Raw genomic sequence first — 18018 nt, forward strand, 5'->3', positions numbered from 1 at the left:
GCTCTCTTGATTCCGAGTCGCAGACGGTGGCCGCTCGAGTCGATCACAACGATTTAGGTGTTAACCGGACAACACAAACCAGATGTCGAGACCTGACGACGTCCTCTACCGTGCCCGCCTCGGGTTCTTTGCCCTCCTCCGGAAGTTCCTGCCAGTCGTCCTCCTCATTTTCATGTTCGTCTGGCCGATCCTCCTCCTGCCGACGCCATGGAATGCCCTGCTGGCGTGGGTGAGCCTCCTGGTTGGCCTCTTCACCATCTGGGTCGCCCGCGGCATTCCCCTGTACCCGGCACACACCTTCGGGGTCGAACACCGCGTCGACGAGGACACCTTCGACGGCCCGCGAAAGCACTGTGCCGACTGTGGAACGACCTGTACGCAGGGGCTCCGTCGTCGGTACACCCGCCAGTACGTCCTCTTTGGAATCCCGATCCACACCCTCGAGTGGGGAATCAACGACTACTGTCTCGAGTGTGCCCGACCGGGCGGCGGCCCTGGCGTCGACGAGCGGTCTTCCATCGGCAGAGTGCACCGGAACCACGAGAGCGCCGACCGCGAACTCGAGCGGGCGTTCGAGGGCGAGCGATGACCGGGTCGGAGCGTCCACGGAGCCTCGACCAGCGGGTGCGACGGCTGGCCGACACCCTCGGGTTTACGCTGTTGTGGGGGTGGCTGCTCGTCTCGGTGCTGTTCGTGCCGGCGTGGTTCGGTTACTGGTGGCTTGGGGTGGGTTTGTTTCTCGGGACGCTCGTCCTGTGCTGGCAGGCCGCCGAAGCGTCGACACACCCGGTGTCCACCATCGGGCGTCGAAAGGAGGTCACCCGGACGCGCGTGACGGCCGACGATGAGGAGCTCTGTGACGAGTGCGGCACCGATGCGGCGGGTGGCGAACGCCGACGGTATGCGACCCGCCACGTCCTGTTCGGAACGACGGTCGCCGTCCCCGAGTGGGGCGAGAACGTCTACTGCCAGGACTGTCTCGAGCGGGAAAGCAAGGGTCTGGATCTCCAATCGTCGGTGGACGACGACGCCAGATCTCGGTCGCTCGAGGTGAATTGACGTCCAGGCGAGATACTGCCCCTGAGCCAGCAATGCGGCAATAGTGGGTAGCGAAGTGATTCGCGGTACTGTTGAAATCCCAGATCGGGGATCAGTGTCTGTGGCCACTGCTGAATGCACCACGCATATCTTCCACGGCGCTACGATCCTCATCTGATAGTGGGACGATTCCCAGCGGTGAACAACCCCGACCACAAGGGTCGGGGTTCTCGCCCTGTTCCGCCTATAGATCCGCAATTTCCATCGGCATGCGATAGTACCAACTGAATCGATTCACACACCGATCGCCGATCTGTCTGGCGAACGGGTGTGCATTGACTGTCAGTGGCTATTTTAATTCAAGTGAAACATCTCTGAATAATAGCGTTTCAACAGGGAGTGTTTCCTGTCTCGCTGTGAATCTGCTTATCTTGCTCCAGTATTCGGCCCTCCGGTCGTGCAGGGCTCCCGGATTGACTCGTTATTGGAGATACCTCCTAGTCACAGTTCGTCTTGGTTTCCGCTTTCGCCTCCTCCTTTCGCTTCTCTTTCTTGGATTTCTCCTCATCCGAATGCTCATCGTCGTCACCGTTCTCCGGCGGCTCGTCGTCACCGTTTTCTGGTGGTTCCTCGTCTTCGTCTTTACACTCCCCATCGCTGATAGTGAGGTTCACGTTGTCACCACCTCCATTGAAGTGTGCCGTGGCGCTATTGACGGTTCCACCCCCCGACTTCGTAACAGCAAAATGAACGGCTCCGCCCCCTTCACCGGGACGGTATCCCTGAGCCGTTTCGGTTGATTCGTCATCAAATTCGACGACGAGTTCGGCGTCCGTCTCGATCGTGGTTGACCCTCCTGGAGTTAAGATCCAGTGCCAATATCCATTCCCGCCGGGGCACTCCTGCGTCGCGTGTTCTGAGCCTTGACCATCCCAGTCGACTGTACCCTCGAAGTCGTTCTCTTCTTGCGCGGCCACGGCATAAACGGTCAGTCCGCCAACGGTCGCGCCTCCTAGCGCAAGCAACTGTCTTCGAGTTGGTGTACTCGCCATGCTAAACAGGTAAAGAATCTTATTTTTAGTTATGCGTACGCTGGCCATCTGTACGCCTGATCTGGAAGAGGGTGGCGAGTTCCTACCATTCACCAGCGGAGTCCTGCTGCCAGTAGTTGTGAATTACACATCCGCACATATCGGTTGATTCACCCGCGAAATTTTAATATGGTCAACTTCAACGTACAGTGTCCCATCCTCTGTATTCAGTAGGCCGTTCGTATCACTAAATATTCAATCTGTAGGATCGAGAATACATAGTATCTCGAGTGCTGCGGTGTGGTTCAGAACTCGATGGTTTGGGTCAGCCGTTATCTGAAGTCCGCTGGTTCGGTGTGAGCAACCCGCATCAATCCATTCGGAATCGCGGAATCAACGGAACAGCTTGCTGATGGCCAGTTCGACGTATCTCGTGAACGAAACGGTCGGCGTACCCGGCAGGTAGAGTTCGGGTTCGGACTGTTCGACCGGCACGTTGGTGATGGGATCTCGCGGCTCGTTCGTTTCCATATCTCGGTTATGGGCCAGCGCTATTTACGTATTTCCAAATAATGTTTCGGAGCCGGAAACAATCGATCATCATTGAGAAACAGTGGTTTGGTTGCTAGTGACACGGGTCGTCTATGATCGACGTACCGTCGACGACCAACCGATTTGTGCGCTCCGTCCAAACGACGATGTTCCCCGCCTATCGGTGGACGACCGATGGCGCACTGATCCGATCGTGCGAGTGTGGTTTCGGCGGACGGTGTACGATCGCGAACCCGTTACTCGAGATACTGCCCGGCCAGCAGTTCCACGCGGTCACGGGTCTCCGCCGGAATCGATTCAGTGGGGGTGTTGATCGTCCCCTCGAGGGCCGACCAGGCGTCGCTTTCGAAGTCTTCGGGCATGGTGCGAATGGCGTGTTCGATGACGGCGTTGATCGACTCCTGGTTCGCGGCGGCGTTCTCGAGCACCTCCTCGAGGGTGACCTCGCTGTCTTCCTTCCAGACGTCGTAGTCGGTGACGCCGGTGACGGTCGCGTAGCTCAACTCGGCTTCGCGGGCGAGTTTCGCCTCGGGGATGGTCGTCATGCCGACGACGTCCCAGCCCTGCTCGCGGTAGAACTCACTCTCGGCTTTCGTCGAGTACTGTGGCCCCTCGATGCAGACGTAGGTGCCGCCCTCCTGGACGGTAGCGTCAGTGGCGTCAGTCGCCGCTCGAGCGGATTCCGCGAGGTGGTCGACCATCGCCGGACAGTAGGGGTCAGCAAAGCCCATGTGGACGACCATCCCGTCGCCGAAGAAGGTGGGTGTCCGGTGTTTCGTCCGATCGAAGATCTGATCGGGGACGACGAGCGATTGCGGTGGCAACTCCTCGCGCAGACTGCCGACGGCGTTCGTCGAGATGACGCGGTCGACGCCTGCGTCCTTGAGCGCGTAGATGTTCGCCCGGTAGCTTGCCTGCGTCGGCGTGTGCTGGTGATCCTCGCCGTGGCGCGGGAGGAAGACGACCGCCTCGCCGCCGAGTTCACCGATCGTCAGGTCGTCGCTGGGGTCGCCGTACGGCGTGCTCACCGATTCGGTCGTCACGTTCTCGAGTGGCAGTGCCTCGTAGATGCCGCTTCCGCCGATTACACCGATCGTCATACCACGACCTCGTCACGGAACGCCCTAAACGGTACGGATTCACGTCTCAAAACCAGCACTCGGAGCCACGAACCGGCGCATTGGGGGTGTGTTGAGGGACGAACCGGCAACATGTGAGTGTGTCGAGCGACGAACGGTTAACTCGAGGACGCCATGTGATGCGATATCATCTCCTACGAGTGTTCAAGTAGGTGGAACGCTATTTCGGTTCGTAATGACTTCCGAGGACGATTCTCGTCGCTCTCCCGCCGGGGAGTCGACGGACTCGGGAGCGTCGGGTTCCTCGAGTGATGAGTCGTTCACGGACACTGGTACGAATGCGGGTACGGACTCGAACGCGGACACGGACTTCGGCACGGACTCGAAGGTGAACACCGCCTCGAGCACCGAAGGCAACCTCACGGAAGGATCGCTCATTCGGCCGATGTTCCACCTCGCGTGGCCACTCGTCGTCATCCAGCTGTTGCAAGTCGCCTACAACGTCGGCGACACGTTCTGGCTGGGGGCGCTCTCCCCAGAATCGGTTGGGGCGTTGAGCCTCGCGTTTCCCCTCATTTTCTTCCTGATATCGATTGGAGGCGGGTTCACCGCCGCTGGTGCAATCCTCATCGCCCAGCACACGGGTGCCAAAAGCGGCGAAGGCGGCCTCATCGCCGGCCAGACGCTCTCGTTCATCTCGATCGTCGCGATCGTTCTCGGCGTTCTCGGCTACTTCGTCACGGATCCGATGCTCGCGCTCTTGCCGGCCGATCCGGAGACGCAGGCAACGGTCATTCCCCTGGCGGCCGACTACATGCGCATCTTCTTCCTCGGGATGCCGTTCCTGTTCGGCTTCTTCATCTTCGTCTCGCTAATGCGGGGGTACGGAAACACCCGCGCACCAATGCGGGTGATGGCCGTCAGCGTCGTCATCAACCTCGTGATCGACCCGTTGCTCATCTTCGGCGTCGGTCCGTTCCCCCGCTTCGAGATCCAGGGCGCTGCAATCGCGACGGTATTCTCCCGCGGCGTAGCAACTGCGATCGGGTTCTACATCCTGTTCTACACGGACGTCGGCCCCGAAATCGAACCAGATCACCTCGTTCCCCGTCTCGAGTACGTCTCGAAGATTACCCGATTGGGCGTGCCGACGGCGCTCGAGCAGTCGATGAGTTCCCTTGCCATGATCACGATGACGGCGATGGTGGCGACGTTCCCGCCGGCGGTCGTCGCGGCCTACGGGTTGGGCAATCGCCTCATCTCGCTGGCGTTCCTCCCTGCGATGGGAATGGGCCAGGCAACAGACACGATTGTCGGCCAGAACCTCGGTGCCGGCAAGGCGGATCGGGCGGAGAGAGCGACCTGGGTCGCGTCGGGCGTGGTTGCGGTGATCATGCTCGGTGCCGGGATGATCGCGTTCCTGTTTCCCGAACCGATCGTCGGCGTGTTCATGACGTCAGGACAGGAGGGCACCGCCGAGACGATTCACTACGGCAGTATCTACCTGCAGATCGCCGCCGCCATGTTCGTGTTTATGGGCGTGTTGCAGGTTTTCCTCGGGGCGTTCCGCGGCGCGGGCAACACGAAGACGGCGCTCGTGTTCTCGGTGGTCACGCTCTGGATCGCTCGCGTGCCCGTGAGCTACTACCTGATCTTCGTCGCCGGCTGGGGCACCACGGGCATCTGGATCGGCGTCGTCGTTGGCGACGTCGTCGGTGCCATTGCGGCGCTGGCGTACTTCACGCGGGGGACGTGGAAGGAGTCGATTCTTGAGGACGACGCGGACGGAGAAGACGGCGAACGCGACGAAGACGGCGAATCGGTTCCTGAAGTCGAAGACGACCTCGAGACGCCAGCACCACCCTCGACCGACTGACGATGGGGTTCTGATGGTCGGGTGTCCCACCTGGTGATCGCTGATCGTCGGTGATGTCGTCCCATCACGCCAATTGCCGCATTCAAATCCCGAGTTTCCGAGACTCGTGAACGGATGAGTTCACCCTGTCTCCGAACAGGTGAACGAACCAAAGGCTAAAGAGTGAATCAACCCAATATCCGTGTAATGACTAGCATTCGTTTACTGCGGAGGGATCTATCGTGGGTGTCGAGATAACCGAAACGACGGTCACTGACGAGGAGTTCGAGGCGATGCAGGAGTTCGTCTTCGAGTACCTCTCGGCGAGCGTCGAGAAGGAAAGCGAAGGTGGCCGGATGCGGTGGTACCCCTGGCACTCCGCCGAGTACCGCCACAACCACATCCTCAACGTCGTTTCCCTCGCGGTCGAAATCGCCGAGAACGAGGGTGCCGACCCCGACGTCACGCGCGTCGCCGCGCTGTTCCACGACGTCGCCAAACTCGAGGCCGACCAGGAGCTCCACGCAGAGGCCGGCGCGCGCGTCGCCCGCAAGTACCTCGAGACCCAGGGTGACTTCCCAGAGTCGTTCATCGCGCAGGTGACCCGTGCGATCGAGTACCACTCCTACCAGGGTGACCTCACCGATCTCTCGCTCGAGACCCAGTGCGTGATCGAAGCCGACCTGCTCGATAAGATCGGGGCGAACGGCACGGCCCTGATGCTGCTGCGGATGGGCTACGAAGCCCGCACGCACATGGACGCCGACGAGATGGTCGAGCGCGTCCTCGAGCGCGGGCTGGACGCCGCCTCGAGGGTGCGGAGCGACACCGCCGACGGGATCGCTCATCGTCGGCTCAAGCGCGTGAAGTGGTTCAGCGAGTGGCTCGAGGACGAGATTGCCGCGATGGGCGAGTAGTCTGCGCGTGCGATTCGGGCGTTTCGTCGTTTCCTCGAGTTTACGGCCACGACCACGACCATGACCACGGTTTCGAACGAAACTGGAGAGGCGATCAAGAGTGAGAACGCTGGTTCGAACCGGATCGTTACTCGGCGACGCAAACGCCACCGATTTCACCCATGACTACGGAGACTGTGCCATGAGATACGTGTCTCGAGAGCGGGTGCCCGTCCTGACGGGCGTGTTATCGGTGCTGTCGCTCGCAGTGGTCTTCAGTGCCGCGGGTGGCGTGATTCCCCAGTCGGCGGTACCGACGCCGCCCGAGTGGGTACTCGAGGTGATCCCGACCGTGAACGTCCTCATCAGCCTCACGGCCATCGTGACGATAACTGCCGGGTGGCGAGCGATTCGGAATGGGGACATCGACCGGCATCGCGTTCTGATGGTCGCCTCTGTTGCCCTCTTCGGGGCGTTTCTGGTTCTCTACCTGTACCGCCTCGTGGCGCTCGGGGGCTCCCAGCCGTTCCCCGGCCCGGAGACGATCGAACGGTTCGTCTACCTCCCGGTGCTCGCGATTCACATCCTGCTGGCGGTGATCTGTATCCCGTTGCTCTACTACGTCTTGTTGCTGGCACTGAGTCATCCGGTGAGCGAACTGAGCCGGACGCGCCACCCGACGATTGGTCGGATCGCCGCCTCGCTCTGGCTCGTCTCGTTCGCCCTCGGCGTCGTCGTCTACGTGCTGTTGCACGTGCTGTACTGATCGTGTGTGAGTGCGTGAATCGTCCCTACTGGGACTGTCTATTAGCTGATTCGTACCGTTCTGTTCTGTATGGAAACCGGTCAGGTCACCCTTTATATCGCGACGAGCGTCGACGGATACGTCGCTGACGAGGAGGGAGGTGTCGACTGGCTCGAGGAGTTTCACTCGGGGTCGAGCAGTGCCGAGGATGATGCCGGATTTGACGCATTCTTCGAGACTGTCGATTGTCTCGTGATGGGAGCGACGACGTACGAGCAAGTTCTCGGCTTCGATGCGTGGCCGTATAGGGACAAACCGACGTACGTGTTCACTCATCGGACGCTCCAGCCGGCTACCGAAGCGGTCGAGTTCGTCGACGGTGCCGTGACCGCTCTCTCCACCGAACTTAAACGACGGTACGAGCACGTTTGGTTGGTAGGTGGTGCACAGCTCGCCCAGGCGTTTTTGCGGGGGGCGAGAAATCGACGTTCTTCGACTGTTCCTCGTCCCGGTTCTCCTCAGGGAGGGGATCTCGCTCTTTGCCGGCGAGTACGACCGACAACGACTGCGATTACTCGAAACCGAGTCTCACGACACTGGAATCGTCGAACACCGCTACGAGGTTCTCGAGTAAGCGATGTGAACTGACGTTTTATGACTCGAATGGGTCACGGAGGGTTCCTGACTCACCGTCGTCTGCGTCTTCCCCCTCGTGTTCGGGATGCAGCCTCGCGTACACCGGCCAGAACGGTACCAGCAGCACGGCTCCCACCACGAGAAAGACGACGACAGTCAGGTTCGTCGGCACCACGAGCCACCACAGACCAACAGTGGCCGCGAGCGTGAGGACGACGTGGACGAACACGGCGGCCTGTACACCGAGGTAGCCGTGCATTCCGGCATCGACTGGGTACATTGTTTCGTCTCTCCTGACGGAGCTGTATAAGTTTTATCAGAACGGTCAGCTAGCGAGGGCCTGCTGTATACGGCGATGTCGAGCCTGTAAAACCATCCTTGCTACCCCGCTCGAACGTCAGTCCTCAGTCGTCAGCTTCGAGCGCCGCCCCACCGATACTTGGCCGGGTCACGTCGCGGTCTGTCGGCTCCCCGTCGATGTCGTAGGGGTACTCGCCGGTGACACAGCCCATACAGAGGTCGCTGCGGTCGGTCTCGAGGACGTCGGCGACGGCGTCGGGGGAGAGGTACTCGAGGCTGTCGGCGTCGATGGCCTCGCCGATTTCGGGAATCGACTTGTCGGCGGCGATCAGCTCCTCGCGGGTGGCCATGTCGATCCCCATGTAGCAGGGGGCGACGATCGGCGGGGCACCGATGCGCATGTGCACCTCTTCGGCCCCGCAGTCTTTGAGCAGGCTGACGAGCTGTGTCGAGGTCGTGCCGCGAACGATCGAGTCGTCGATGAGGGTGACGGTCTTGCCCTCGACTGTCGAGGTGATGGGGTTGAGTTTCAGCCGGACGGCCCGCTCGCGTTCGTTCTGGGTCGGCATGATGAACGTCCGCCCGACGTAGCGGTTCTTCATTAGCCCCTCAGCGAACTCCACGCCCTCGTCGTCTTCGGCGCGGGGCTCGCCGTCGGCGGTCGTCTCGTCGGCGGCGTCGGCGTACCCCGAGGCGAACGCCCGCCCGGAGTCGGGGACGGGCATCACGACGTCGGTTTCGACGCCGCTTTCTTCCCAGAGTGCGCGCCCGAGTTTCCGTCGTGATTCGTAGACGAGCGTCCCGTCGATCTGGGAGTCCGGGCGAGCGAAGTAGACGTGTTCGAAAAAGCAGTGGGCGGTCTGGTCGGCGTCGATCAACTGGTAGGAGTCGAAACCGGATCCGTCCGCCTCGAGGACGACGAGTTCGCCAGGACGGACGTCCCGGACGAGTTCCCCGTCGAGGGTGTCGATCGCCGCGGACTCGGAGGCGATGATGTAGCCGTCCTCGAGTTTGCCGATACAGAGTGGCCGATTCCCCTGTGGATCACGGACACCCATCACGGTCTCGTCGTGCATGATCGTCAGCGAGTACGAACCGTGAAGCCGCTGCATCGTACGTTTGACCGCGCGGATGAGGTCTTCGTTGAGGAGGTTGCGTGCGAGGTCGTGGGCGATCACTTCGGTGTCGCCGTCGGAGGTGAACGCGTGGCCCAGGCCCGCCAGTTCGTCCCGAATCTCGTCGGCGTTGACGAGGTTGCCGTTGTGGCTCAGGCCGAGCGAGCCGGATTTGAACGAGACCGAAAACGGCTGTGCACAGGAGGAGTCGAGGCTCCCTGCCGTCGGGTAGCGAACGTGGCCGATCCCGGCCGAGCCGTTGAGCGATTCGAGGTCGCCCTCGTCGAAGGCGTCCCCGACCAGTCCCATCTCGACGTGGCTGTGTTGTTGAAACCCGTCGTGGGTGACGATTCCCGCCGACTCCTGGCCGCGGTGCTGGAGGGCGTAGAGTCCGTAGTACAGCGGCCGTGCCGCATCGCGCTCGTCGAAAGCGATGCCGACGACGCCGCACTTCTCGGTCATTCCTGTTCGCCGGGGTGTCTCGCCCCGCCCATCAGTCATGGTGAGAGCTAGTGGCGGCAGCCGATAAAAATCCCCCGTGTTTGTGCTCGTATCGCTTTTCTCAACGAATGATGTATGCATGGTGGTGTATACCTAGGCGATATTTGACCGGCACGGCGCCCGGAGCCCGCGGATTCTCAAAGTCCGTTTTTGTTGTGGTGGTCACCACCTCGAGCGTGTTCGCCACTAGTGTTCACTCGGTGAGACACAGCACAGTCACAGCATGCTCGAGGACGACGATTTCGTCCGACCGTGAAACGAGGCGAGGAGTGGGTGGTGTGGCTCGTCCCCGGGAACGAGCCGTGGCGGGCCGGGACGACGCGCAGTGCCGGTCGTGACGTGAAAAGCGTCTGTAACCGGCAATGCATAGGTCGGTGGTAGACGAATAAAAAGTCAGTGGTCGCGGCCAGCCGGGGTTGGTCAGGCTCGGGGTCTCAGAACCGCCGATCCCGAAGTGCCGGGAACCGCTCGCGAACCGCTGCCACCGAGTCGGGATCGATCTCAGCCATCACGAGCGTGGGGTCGTCGCCACTCGAGGCGAGGACGGTTCCCCAGGGATCGTACACCGTCGAGCGCCCGAGGAGCGTGGCGTCCTCGAACGTCCCGGAGCCGTTGATGGTGGCGACGTAACACTGATTTTCGATCGCTCGAGCACGCGAGAGCGTCTGCCAGTGCTCGAGTCGGGGATAGGGCCACGCGCTCGGAACCAGCAGAAGGTCGGCCCCCTGATCGATCAGTTGGCGGTAGAGTTCGGGAAAGCGCAGGTCGTAACAGGTGCTCACGCCGACGGTGATCCCACAGACGGTCGCGGTGTCGATTCGTTCACCGGGAACGAGCAGTTCCGTCTCCGCGGAGTCGTAGCCGAAGAGGTGGTGTTTTCGGTAGACGAGTTCGCGCGTGCCGTCCGCCGAAAACAGCACACTGGTGTTCGCGTACCCCTCGTTCGCCGGCGTCTCGTCGGCCTCCGTTGCGGCGAGATCCTCGACGAAACTGCCTGCCAACAGGGCGACGTCGTGTTCGATGGCTGCTTCGCGCAGGCGGGACATCGTGTCACCCTCGAGGGGCTCTGCGGAGGCTGCGTACCGATCGAACGCGAAGTAGCCCACGGTGAAGAGTTCGGGGAGGGCGACGAGGTCGGCTCCGCGTTCGCTCGCGCGTTCGATCGCCTCGAGAGCACGTTCGAGGTTGCCCGTGCGGTCGCCTGATTCGACGGCGAGCTGGGCAAGCCCGACGGTGATCGTACCGGGGATGGCGTTGGCGTGAGCGTGGGTGTTCGTCCGCCGTTCCGCCGTCCCGCCCCGATTCGTCTCCTGTCTGGTCATGTGCTTTCCTCGAGATCACGCTCGAGCGCCCGCTTGAGATTGTCGAGTTCACTGTCGAGGTTTCGCTTGAAGAAGCGTTCGACGCCCGGCAGGTGGCCATCGACGACGAAGGTGTTCTCGAGGCGTGTTCCGCCGTCGATTTCGACGATCTCGTGTTCGCCGGTCACGTCGAGCAGCGACGAGCGCCCGACGAATTTGACGTACTCCGGTGGCCGCCGCGTGACGTCTTCGGTGGAGACGTCGACGGTTCGGGTGACGAGCGGCAGGGGCACCTTCAGGTGCCAGGTGGCTTTTCGTCCCTCCGGGTCGATAGCCGTGTAGTCGGTGACGACACTAATCGCCCGTGCGCGTTTTTCCGGATCGGCGATGAACGCCCAGACGCGCTCCGGTGGGGCCTGCAACTCGAACGAACGGTCGACCCGGACTGTCATATCTCTCTCTGGGTGACTCAAACGGTAAAAAGCCGGTGGATTGGTGCCTAATGGCAGGACTCGATAGCGTAATGGGTTCGTTAGCTCAAGGTGACCTTCCAGGTCGTCGAGCGCGCTCGGCCCCATTTTTCGATGTCGATGTCGTCCGTTTTCTCCGCGAGGTGGGGAAGGCGAACGCCGACCTGTTTCGACGAGAGGCCGATCGCATTGGCGATGTTTTTTGCGCGGAAGTATTGCTCGCCGCGAGCGGCGCTCTCACGAAGGTACGAGATGATCCGCTGTTCTTCCTCGGAGTAGTCGGTCATCGTCCGTATCTACAGTAGGGTGTCTGTAGCCTTAACTCTTGAGTGCTGCCCTCGTGAACGGCTGGACTCAGTTCCAGTTGACGTGCATCCCGACGATCGCGAGCGCGCCGAAAACTATCGCTGCGGCAAAGCCCCAGGCCGCTTCGATCTGTGGAGCGGTCGTGAGCATGACGATGGCACCGAGTACCGCGAGAAGGCCGAACACCAGTCCGAGTCCGAGCCCTTTGTCCGTCGTCTGTGTGTGGTCTGCCATACTGACGCGTTGTGACGGGACGCTCTTAATTGCACCCATTCGGGTCAGTCGGTTCCATTTGGTAGCCTTCGTGTTCGCGTTCCAGTCACTGCTCATCGCTCATCGCAATCCTTGCCTGAGAGCGTTCGTGCCGGAGAGCAGCACCAAAAAACGGCCTACACTGAACCTAGAGGTTTACAAACTCGAGACCGAAATGGTGGTTCAGACGAACGTATGGGTATCCAGACGATCAAATCGATCTTTTTCGGGAGTGTGTTTCGCATCCTCGGCACGTTCGTGTTGGCCCTCGTCGTCACTGTAGGCGGAGCGTTCGCCGCGGGTGTCATCGGCATTCCCGGACTCGAGTCAGTCGACAACGAGTTTGGCGAGGTTGACGACGAACACACTGAGATCCTGACGGATATGACCATCCACAATCCGAACCCGGTCGGGGCTGGTTCGGCGGACGTCGACGCCGAGTTCGTTGTCTCGATGAACGGCATCGAAATGGCTGACGGCGGCGGTGAGGACATTACGCTCGAGCCGGGAACCTCGACGGAATCGTTCCGGACGCAGATGCGAAACGACCGTATTCCCGAGTGGTGGGTAACCCACATCGAGAACGACGAACAGACGCACGTCGAAATCGACGCGACGGTTTCGAGTGGCGTTCTCGATCGATCGACGAGGATCACGGACGAACAAACGGTCGAAACGGATCTCCTCTCGGCGTTCAACTCCGATGAGACGCGGCCGGTCAACGCTGAACGGCCGGTCGTCGACGATCCGTTCCTCTACGTCAACCGCACACGGGGGCAGTGGGGAGGTGTCGACCAGCGTCACACCGAACTCGAACTCGAATTCGACATCTACAACCCACAGAGCTACGCGGTGCCGATGACCGAACTCGGCTACGAGATCACGATGAACGACGTGGTCATCGGCGAGGGGGAGAGCAACCGGGAGTACGTCCTCCAGCCCGGCCGTGAGACGACGGTCGAGACGGTGACGCGCATCGAAAACGACAATCTCGACGACTGGTGGGTGACCCACGTCGAAAACGAGGAGGTCTCCGAACTGCGCATCGAGTTCGTCGCCACGTTCGAACTGGCGTCGGGGACGACGATCACGATACCGCTCGAGTCGCTCACCTACGAGGAGACGGTGGAGACCGATATCTGGGGGAACGAGGAAGACGACTCGGCCGACGATGAGACGTCGGCCTCGAGCGACGAGGATGGATCTGCTTCGAGCGATGACGAGACGCGTACGGACGACGGCACTGATCAGGAAGGAAACGATACCGACGAAACGGGAGATGACGACACTGACGACGACGATTCCGACGACTCCGGAACCGGGGACGACGGCGGAGATGAAGACGACACTGGTGACGACGATGGCGGGGACGAGGACGAGGACGAGGACGACGATGGGTTCCCACTGACGCTGTGACCCACGTCCATTTTCCCCAGTCAGCGATAGGACTATGATGGCGCGCCCTGAACGCAGGGGTATGCCACGGAGTTCATCCGCTCCTGATCGGGTTCTTCTCGAGTAGTACCGCCAGCGACGAGGACGGCGATTCTTCGCCCGATACGCTCGAGGCTGTTACCGTTCGTTCTACCGACGGCGATGGCGTTCAGTTGCGTGTCGATGACACCAGCCGTGAACTCACCCGAGCCGAGGCGATTGCCTTGCAGTCGGCCATCGGCGAGGCGCTGACCACCAGCCGTGAGTACGTCTATACGACCGGTACCCACCGCGAGGACGGCTCGTACGTCGTCTCACGACGTGGTGCCGAGTCTGCGGGCAATCGGAAAGTGTTCGATTCGTTCGGCGACCTCGAGTCGTTGTACCGGGAGGTACCCGCCCGTATCGACGCCGAGGCGATCGGCCAACACGGGATCACCGGCTCGAGGCGACACCTCGTCGTTCGTCACTTCGCCGAACACCCCGCGTTCAACTGCCGCGTGATGAGTCGTCGGCCGCTGATCGCTCGAAAGAACGAGAGGTAGTTGTCCAAAAGTACGCGGGGGATCGCCGGATCAGATCACTTGATGGTCGTGTGCTCGGACTCCTCGTTCAGCGCCAGATTCGCCGCGATTTCGGCGTTTCGCATGGCGTACTGGGCTGTCTGCTGGAGGCTGACGAGCACCTCCCTGACCTGCAGGAGATCCTCGTTTTGCATCTCCGGGAGACCGGCGAGGATCTCGCGTTCCCGGTCGGAGATGTCGTGGAACAGTTTTCGCGCCTCGATCGTCTTGTCGTAGCTGCGCTCGACCGCCGACTCGACGGCGAGGGCCGTGATCTCGTCGACCTCCTCGGTCAGTTCGCGAATCTCGCGCATCACCGAGCTATCGACGTTCAGGGTGTGGCCCTCGGCTTCCATCACGATGTCGGCGATGTCCTCGGCGTTGTCGGCAGTCAGCTCGAGGTTCTTCGCGATCGATCGGTAGCCGATCAGCGGGAAGCCCGATTTGAGGCCGACTGCGCGGGCGAGCGACGGATTCTGGTAGGCTGTAAAGATCAGTCGAAGCAGGAGGACGAAGATCTTGTTCGCCTGACGCTCCCGGTTGAGTGCGCGCTGAGCGAGGTCGGGATTCCCGTGGGCGAGGGCCTTGATCGCCTCCCCACGCATCGTCCGCCCGGTTCGCTCGAGGCGCTCGAGCAGGTTGTCGAGGGTGAAGTCCTCGGGGTCGACCGAACACCGGATCGAGATGCTCTCGGGGGTCTCCTCGATGACGCCGAGCCCCATGAGCTGCGTTTCGGCGCGGTAAACGGCGTTGATGTGGGCCGACTCGAGGGCCCCGTCGGTACACTCGATGCGAATGACTCGCCGCCCGAGGACGTACTGGGCGACGATCGCGCGTTCGACGGCGTCCGCGTCCAGGTTGTCCGTTCGGATGATCGCCTCCGTCTCTTCGAAGCTCGCCGATTCGGGCATGACCGTCAGCGTGCCTTTCCCGCCCATGCGCAGCGAGACCTCGTCGCCTTTCTCGACGCCGTGTTCGCTAGCCCACTCCGCCGGGAGGGTCATCGCCAGCGTTGACGGCCCGAGCCGTTGCACTTTCCGCGTTTCCATGAACCGCTGTAGGCGACGTCGAACCTTAGTCCTGACTATACACACAGTATTCGTTAAACGCTGTTTGTGTGGCCTAGTGTGTCGTGGTTGACTCAAGGCCGACCTTATACGCGACCGAACGGTGTGCGTTCTCCTGGCTGCGGTGCAGCATCTGACGGTGGCGTTCTCGACCTCGAGAAGGGACGGCGTGCTGTCCGTTCGAAGACGAAAAATCACTACCAGTGAGCGTTACTCTGGCTTCGAGTTTCTGCCTCGAGCGATCATACGACTTTCAACAGCCGCGTCGTGAATCGCCCCGTCCGCACCTGCGTCCAACCGCGCAACTCCTCGTCCAGTTCCTCGTCGTCGGTATCGACCCGCAAGGTGCCGAGAGCGTCGAGTTTCTCCGTCGAGGCGACGATCTCGATGTCGGCCGCCCGATCGATTACCGCGGGTGAAATCTGGTGGTTGCCCCGCCCGAAGACGAACCCCTGGCCGCCGATGGGGGAGACCACGATCACGACCGGTTCCTCGAGCACCTCGAGGATCTCGGATTCGCTGGCGTCCCGCGCGAGCACCTCGTCGTCGCGCCAGACGTCGACACCAAGCGGCGAGGGATCGATCCCGAGCGCGGATTCGATCGCACCGACGGTGCTGCCGGGGCCGAAGACGTACGTCGTCTCGCGGTCGATATCGCGGGCGAATCCCTCGGCGAGGGTTTCGACGCTGCCGCCCGAGAGCTGTTTGCTCGACTGGACGCCGCTGGCGACGGGGACGGGGACGACGGCTCTGAGTTCAGCGCGCACCTCGCCCTCGCGATAGGCGTCCTCGTCGATGTCGTTGACCTCACGATCCTCGACCCGGTCGAACTCCGCGGCGATCCGTCCGGCGTCGGCGGGCGTCACGCCGAACACCGACGAGTAGATTTTGACGCCCGCGGGGACGCCGAGCATTGGGGTTCGGTCGTCCGCGTCTGCCGTTGTCGCATCCTCGTCGTTCGACACCTCGCGTTTCTCGCCAGCCGTCTCCTCGAGAACCGACGCCACGTCCACGGCCGTCCCGTCGCCGCCGACGAACAGAACGAGGTCGACGCCTTCCTCGAGGAACGCCCGAACGGCGGCTTTCGTATCGTCGGCAGTGGTGTCGTGTGGGTCGCCGTCACCATCACCGGCCGATTGGTAGACGACGCGTGGCTCGTATCCGGCCGCCCGAACCGCGTCTTCGCCCATCTCGCCGGCGGCGGTGTAGACAGTAAGCTCCGGCCGTCGACGAGCGAGCGCCTTGAGGGCCTTGCGTGCGCGGTCGGGGGCGCGCGCTTCGGCCCCGCGGCGGCGCGCCTCGTCGACCTTCCCGTCGGTACCCTTGAGCCCGACGCGTCCACCCATGCCAGCGATCGGATTGACGACGACCCCGAGTGTCTCCATGCGCGGTGCTTCGGGGGCCGGCAAAAAAGCCGTGTGGCTTTGTCGCTCGAGATTGGGCCTGATCGAACTCGCAGAGATACGGACGGAAGCCACGACTGCAGTCGTCGGTTACTGACGCTGTTTTCTGAACAATTAAGAGGGGCCCCAACACAGGCTCACGTATGATAGAACTCACGTACGCGGTTCTCGAGACCGACTTCCCGATGGTGATCGCTGGCTGGGGCGTCCTCCTCATCAGCCTCCTGATTACGGCGTTCTGGATGCTGTATCTGTACCGCTAACGGTCGCCGGCGTTATCCCTCGAGGTCGTCGACGACGTCGACGCGCTCGCGAAGCCACTGTGTCGCTTCCTCGACAGCACCTTTCTCCCGACTCTGGACGACGATTCGAACCGAGCCACCCGGATAGCTCCCGACGGTGACGTCGAATCGTTCCTGTACCGTCTCGAGCCGGTCGAGCAACGCGCTTTCTGGCTCGTCGACGACGACGATCTCTCGGTAGCGAGGGGCGCCGTTGAACGCGTCACTGACCCGGTTGAACATCACCTTCATCTCTGCCGGGACGCCCGGCAGGACGTACACCGAACCGATGACACACCCAGGCGCGACCCCTTCGTCGTTGTGGAGCGGGCGCGCGCCTCGGGGTATCTCTGCCGTCCCCTCCGTCAGGTCATCACGGATGTAGCCGCCTTCGGCCTCGAGCCACGCCATGGCGTCCTCGTTGAACTCGAGAGACCGGCCGAACGCGGCGGCGACGCCCTGCATCGTCACGTCGTCGTGCGTCGGGCCGAGGCCGCCGGTGACGATGACGGCGTCGTACTCGGCGTGGTACTCGTTGACGACGCGGGCGATCGTACCGACGTCGTCGGGGACGGTGGTCACGCGCTCGACGTCGACGCCGCGCTCGTCGAGTCGTCCGCAGAGCCAGGTGGCGTTCGTGTTCGTTGTGCGTCCCGCGAGGAGTTCGTCCCCGACGGTGACGATGGCGACGTGCATACACGCCAGTTGGGGCTGGTGGAAGAAAGGTATCTCGTCGCAAAACGAAATGGTATATAAAGAGACCGTCGTTTGGGCCACAAGATTCAATTCTGATAATTAGAATGGCAGTGATACGGATGTCACGTGGTGGCTGGACAACTCAACGCGATGGTGAATCGGATGCGCTCCTCTCGGCACTCGGGAGCAAGTACAGCGCAGAGATACTCTGTGCAGCGGGAACCCCGAAATCGGCACAGGCACTGAGCGAGGACATCGAGATCCCGATTGCGACGTGCTACCGGCGGATCGAAGAACTCGTCGCCGCGGGCTTGCTCGAGTGTGAGGGGCGACAGCTCTCGAACGAGGGGCGACGGACGAACATCTACCGGCGGACGCTGGACGAGATCGAGGTCGATTTCTCCGCGGAGGAGCCGCAGTTCTCTCAGAAACGACGAACGGAGGCGAAAAATCAGTTGCAAGACCAGCGCGGGTAGACTGGTTTCGGGGGTGCGTTT

21 protein-coding genes and 2 pseudogenes are annotated in these 18018 nt (G+C 61.8%); 10 read left to right on the forward strand and 13 right to left on the reverse strand.

The features are described 5' to 3' along the window. Nucleotides 1-82 precede the first annotated feature (82 nt). Complete coding sequence (locus NGM68_RS05350; RefSeq protein WP_252700615.1) at nucleotides 83-589, forward strand: DUF8108 domain-containing protein; 507 nt, start codon at nucleotides 83-85, stop codon at nucleotides 587-589. After that, nucleotides 586-1059, forward strand: a complete 474-nt coding sequence (locus NGM68_RS05355) for a DUF8108 domain-containing protein (RefSeq protein ID WP_252700616.1) — start codon at nucleotides 586-588, stop codon at nucleotides 1057-1059. Before NGM68_RS05350 ends, NGM68_RS05355 begins: the two co-directional genes overlap by 4 nt. A gap of 476 nt (nucleotides 1060-1535) precedes the next feature. Here NGM68_RS05355 and NGM68_RS05360 read toward each other — a convergent pair whose 3' ends face one another. From NGM68_RS05360 to mtnP, 3 genes are all read right to left on the reverse strand, one after another. Continuing rightward, entirely contained in the window at nucleotides 1536-2015 is a 480-nt protein-coding gene (locus NGM68_RS05360) for a hypothetical protein (RefSeq protein ID WP_252700617.1), read from the reverse strand. Nucleotides 2016-2462: 447 nt separating this feature from the next. After that, on the reverse strand, nucleotides 2463-2600 hold the full coding sequence (locus tag NGM68_RS05365) for a hypothetical protein (RefSeq protein ID WP_252700618.1): 138 nt from the start codon (nucleotides 2598-2600) through the stop codon (nucleotides 2463-2465). Between the two features lie 257 nt (nucleotides 2601-2857). Then, nucleotides 2858-3721, reverse strand: coding sequence for an S-methyl-5'-thioadenosine phosphorylase (mtnP, locus tag NGM68_RS05370; RefSeq protein WP_252700619.1), 864 nt, complete (start codon nucleotides 3719-3721; stop codon nucleotides 2858-2860). Nucleotides 3722-4145: 424 nt separating this feature from the next. Between mtnP and NGM68_RS05375 the strand changes: the two genes are divergently transcribed. The 5 genes and pseudogenes from NGM68_RS05375 to NGM68_RS05395 all read left to right on the forward strand — a co-directional run bounded on the left by NGM68_RS05375 (nucleotide 4146) and on the right by NGM68_RS05395 (nucleotide 7830). Continuing rightward, nucleotides 4146-5576 (forward strand): MATE family efflux transporter, encoded by a 1431-nt coding sequence (locus NGM68_RS05375; protein ID WP_252701381.1) that lies wholly within the window; start codon nucleotides 4146-4148, stop codon nucleotides 5574-5576. Nucleotides 5577-5797: 221 nt separating this feature from the next. Beyond that, the gene (locus tag NGM68_RS05380) at nucleotides 5798-6472 is read left to right on the forward strand and encodes an HD domain-containing protein (RefSeq protein ID WP_252700620.1); all 675 of its coding nucleotides are present in this window, start codon (nucleotides 5798-5800) and stop codon (nucleotides 6470-6472) included. Between the two features lie 181 nt (nucleotides 6473-6653). Beyond that, nucleotides 6654-7217, forward strand: a complete 564-nt coding sequence (locus NGM68_RS05385; protein ID WP_252700621.1) for a DUF420 domain-containing protein — start codon at nucleotides 6654-6656, stop codon at nucleotides 7215-7217. Between the two features lie 69 nt (nucleotides 7218-7286). Then, nucleotides 7287-7607 (forward strand): annotated as a pseudogene (locus tag NGM68_RS05390) (dihydrofolate reductase family protein); the annotation flags it as partial. Between the two features lie 28 nt (nucleotides 7608-7635). Next, entirely contained in the window at nucleotides 7636-7830 is a 195-nt protein-coding gene (locus NGM68_RS05395; RefSeq protein WP_252701463.1) for a dihydrofolate reductase family protein, read from the forward strand. Nucleotides 7831-7848: 18 nt separating this feature from the next. On the opposite strand, the gene NGM68_RS05400 is transcribed toward NGM68_RS05395, so the two are convergent. The 6 genes from NGM68_RS05400 to NGM68_RS05425 all read right to left on the reverse strand — a co-directional run bounded on the left by NGM68_RS05400 (nucleotide 7849) and on the right by NGM68_RS05425 (nucleotide 12059). Next, nucleotides 7849-8112 carry a hypothetical protein gene (locus NGM68_RS05400; RefSeq protein ID WP_252700622.1) on the reverse strand — a complete coding sequence of 88 codons (264 nt, stop codon included), beginning with the start codon at nucleotides 8110-8112 and terminating at the stop codon, nucleotides 7849-7851. A gap of 124 nt (nucleotides 8113-8236) precedes the next feature. Continuing rightward, nucleotides 8237-9709, reverse strand: coding sequence for an amidophosphoribosyltransferase (gene purF, locus NGM68_RS05405; RefSeq protein ID WP_252701382.1), 1473 nt, complete (start codon nucleotides 9707-9709; stop codon nucleotides 8237-8239). 473 nt (nucleotides 9710-10182) lie between these two features. Then, the gene (locus tag NGM68_RS05410) at nucleotides 10183-11070 is read right to left on the reverse strand and encodes a carbon-nitrogen family hydrolase (RefSeq protein ID WP_252700623.1); all 888 of its coding nucleotides are present in this window, start codon (nucleotides 11068-11070) and stop codon (nucleotides 10183-10185) included. Further along, nucleotides 11067-11501: an SRPBCC family protein gene (locus NGM68_RS05415; RefSeq protein ID WP_252700624.1), complete on the reverse strand. Its 435-nt coding sequence runs from the start codon at nucleotides 11499-11501 to the stop codon at nucleotides 11067-11069. Before NGM68_RS05415 ends, NGM68_RS05410 begins: the two co-directional genes overlap by 4 nt. A gap of 80 nt (nucleotides 11502-11581) precedes the next feature. Continuing rightward, a complete protein-coding gene (locus tag NGM68_RS05420; RefSeq protein WP_252700625.1) occupies nucleotides 11582-11806 on the reverse strand; it encodes a DUF7123 family protein in 225 nt (74 codons plus the stop codon). 67 nt (nucleotides 11807-11873) lie between these two features. Then, nucleotides 11874-12059, reverse strand: a complete 186-nt coding sequence (locus NGM68_RS05425; protein WP_252700626.1) for a DUF7525 family protein — start codon at nucleotides 12057-12059, stop codon at nucleotides 11874-11876. A 213-nt stretch (nucleotides 12060-12272) separates the two neighbouring features. Between NGM68_RS05425 and NGM68_RS05430 the strand changes: the two genes are divergently transcribed. Continuing rightward, nucleotides 12273-13493: an LEA/WHy family protein gene (locus NGM68_RS05430; protein ID WP_252700627.1), complete on the forward strand. Its 1221-nt coding sequence runs from the start codon at nucleotides 12273-12275 to the stop codon at nucleotides 13491-13493. A gap of 191 nt (nucleotides 13494-13684) precedes the next feature. Then, the gene (locus tag NGM68_RS05435; protein WP_252700628.1) at nucleotides 13685-14056 is read left to right on the forward strand and encodes a DUF7528 family protein; all 372 of its coding nucleotides are present in this window, start codon (nucleotides 13685-13687) and stop codon (nucleotides 14054-14056) included. A gap of 35 nt (nucleotides 14057-14091) precedes the next feature. Here NGM68_RS05435 and NGM68_RS05440 read toward each other — a convergent pair whose 3' ends face one another. The 4 genes and pseudogenes from NGM68_RS05440 to NGM68_RS05450 all read right to left on the reverse strand — a co-directional run bounded on the left by NGM68_RS05440 (nucleotide 14092) and on the right by NGM68_RS05450 (nucleotide 17521). Continuing rightward, complete coding sequence (locus tag NGM68_RS05440; RefSeq protein WP_425493614.1) at nucleotides 14092-15012, reverse strand: PhoU domain-containing protein; 921 nt, start codon at nucleotides 15010-15012, stop codon at nucleotides 14092-14094. Then, a pseudogene (locus NGM68_RS18320) lies at nucleotides 14986-15093 on the reverse strand (AbrB/MazE/SpoVT family DNA-binding domain-containing protein); the annotation flags it as partial. The pseudogene NGM68_RS18320 and the gene NGM68_RS05440, both read right to left, overlap by 27 nt. Nucleotides 15094-15383: 290 nt before the next feature. Beyond that, nucleotides 15384-16526 carry an ATP-NAD kinase family protein gene (locus tag NGM68_RS05445; protein ID WP_252700630.1) on the reverse strand — a complete coding sequence of 381 codons (1143 nt, stop codon included), beginning with the start codon at nucleotides 16524-16526 and terminating at the stop codon, nucleotides 15384-15386. 293 nt (nucleotides 16527-16819) lie between these two features. Beyond that, on the reverse strand, nucleotides 16820-17521 hold the full coding sequence (locus tag NGM68_RS05450; protein WP_252700631.1) for a competence/damage-inducible protein A: 702 nt from the start codon (nucleotides 17519-17521) through the stop codon (nucleotides 16820-16822). A 119-nt stretch (nucleotides 17522-17640) separates the two neighbouring features. Here NGM68_RS05450 and NGM68_RS05455 point away from each other — a divergent pair, with 119 nt between their 5' ends. Further along, the gene (locus NGM68_RS05455; RefSeq protein WP_252700632.1) at nucleotides 17641-17997 is read left to right on the forward strand and encodes a winged helix-turn-helix domain-containing protein; all 357 of its coding nucleotides are present in this window, start codon (nucleotides 17641-17643) and stop codon (nucleotides 17995-17997) included. Nucleotides 17998-18018 lie beyond the last annotated feature (21 nt).

Origin of the sequence: Natronosalvus vescus (assembly GCF_023973145.1) — an archaeon.
Taxonomy (GTDB): domain Archaea; phylum Halobacteriota; class Halobacteria; order Halobacteriales; family Natrialbaceae; genus Natronosalvus; species Natronosalvus vescus.

Excerpts from the sequence above, each read along its gene's own strand:
- NGM68_RS05410 (WP_252700623.1), bottom strand. The coding sequence starts at position 11,070 with ATGACCAGACAGGAGACGAATCGGGGCGGGACGGCGGAACGGCGGACG.
- NGM68_RS05415 (WP_252700624.1), bottom strand. The coding sequence starts at position 11,501 with ATGACAGTCCGGGTCGACCGTTCGTTCGAGTTGCAGGCCCCACCGGAG.
- NGM68_RS05355 (WP_252700616.1), top strand. The coding sequence starts at position 586 with ATGACCGGGTCGGAGCGTCCACGGAGCCTCGACCAGCGGGTGCGACGG.
- NGM68_RS05400 (WP_252700622.1), bottom strand. The coding sequence starts at position 8,112 with ATGTACCCAGTCGATGCCGGAATGCACGGCTACCTCGGTGTACAGGCC.
- NGM68_RS05365 (WP_252700618.1), bottom strand. The coding sequence starts at position 2,600 with ATGGAAACGAACGAGCCGCGAGATCCCATCACCAACGTGCCGGTCGAA.
- NGM68_RS05350 (WP_252700615.1), top strand. The coding sequence starts at position 83 with ATGTCGAGACCTGACGACGTCCTCTACCGTGCCCGCCTCGGGTTCTTT.
- NGM68_RS05425 (WP_252700626.1), bottom strand. The coding sequence starts at position 12,059 with ATGGCAGACCACACACAGACGACGGACAAAGGGCTCGGACTCGGACTG.
- NGM68_RS05375 (WP_252701381.1), top strand. The coding sequence starts at position 4,146 with ATGTTCCACCTCGCGTGGCCACTCGTCGTCATCCAGCTGTTGCAAGTC.
- NGM68_RS05450 (WP_252700631.1), bottom strand. The coding sequence starts at position 17,521 with ATGCACGTCGCCATCGTCACCGTCGGGGACGAACTCCTCGCGGGACGC.
- NGM68_RS05430 (WP_252700627.1), top strand. The coding sequence starts at position 12,273 with ATGGGTATCCAGACGATCAAATCGATCTTTTTCGGGAGTGTGTTTCGC.
- NGM68_RS05420 (WP_252700625.1), bottom strand. The coding sequence starts at position 11,806 with ATGACCGACTACTCCGAGGAAGAACAGCGGATCATCTCGTACCTTCGT.
- NGM68_RS05385 (WP_252700621.1), top strand. The coding sequence starts at position 6,654 with ATGAGATACGTGTCTCGAGAGCGGGTGCCCGTCCTGACGGGCGTGTTA.
- mtnP (WP_252700619.1), bottom strand. The coding sequence starts at position 3,721 with ATGACGATCGGTGTAATCGGCGGAAGCGGCATCTACGAGGCACTGCCA.
- NGM68_RS05455 (WP_252700632.1), top strand. The coding sequence starts at position 17,641 with ATGTCACGTGGTGGCTGGACAACTCAACGCGATGGTGAATCGGATGCG.
- NGM68_RS05440 (WP_425493614.1), bottom strand. The coding sequence starts at position 15,012 with ATGGGCGGGAAAGGCACGCTGACGGTCATGCCCGAATCGGCGAGCTTC.
- NGM68_RS05445 (WP_252700630.1), bottom strand. The coding sequence starts at position 16,526 with ATGGAGACACTCGGGGTCGTCGTCAATCCGATCGCTGGCATGGGTGGA.
- purF (WP_252701382.1), bottom strand. The coding sequence starts at position 9,709 with ATGACCGAGAAGTGCGGCGTCGTCGGCATCGCTTTCGACGAGCGCGAT.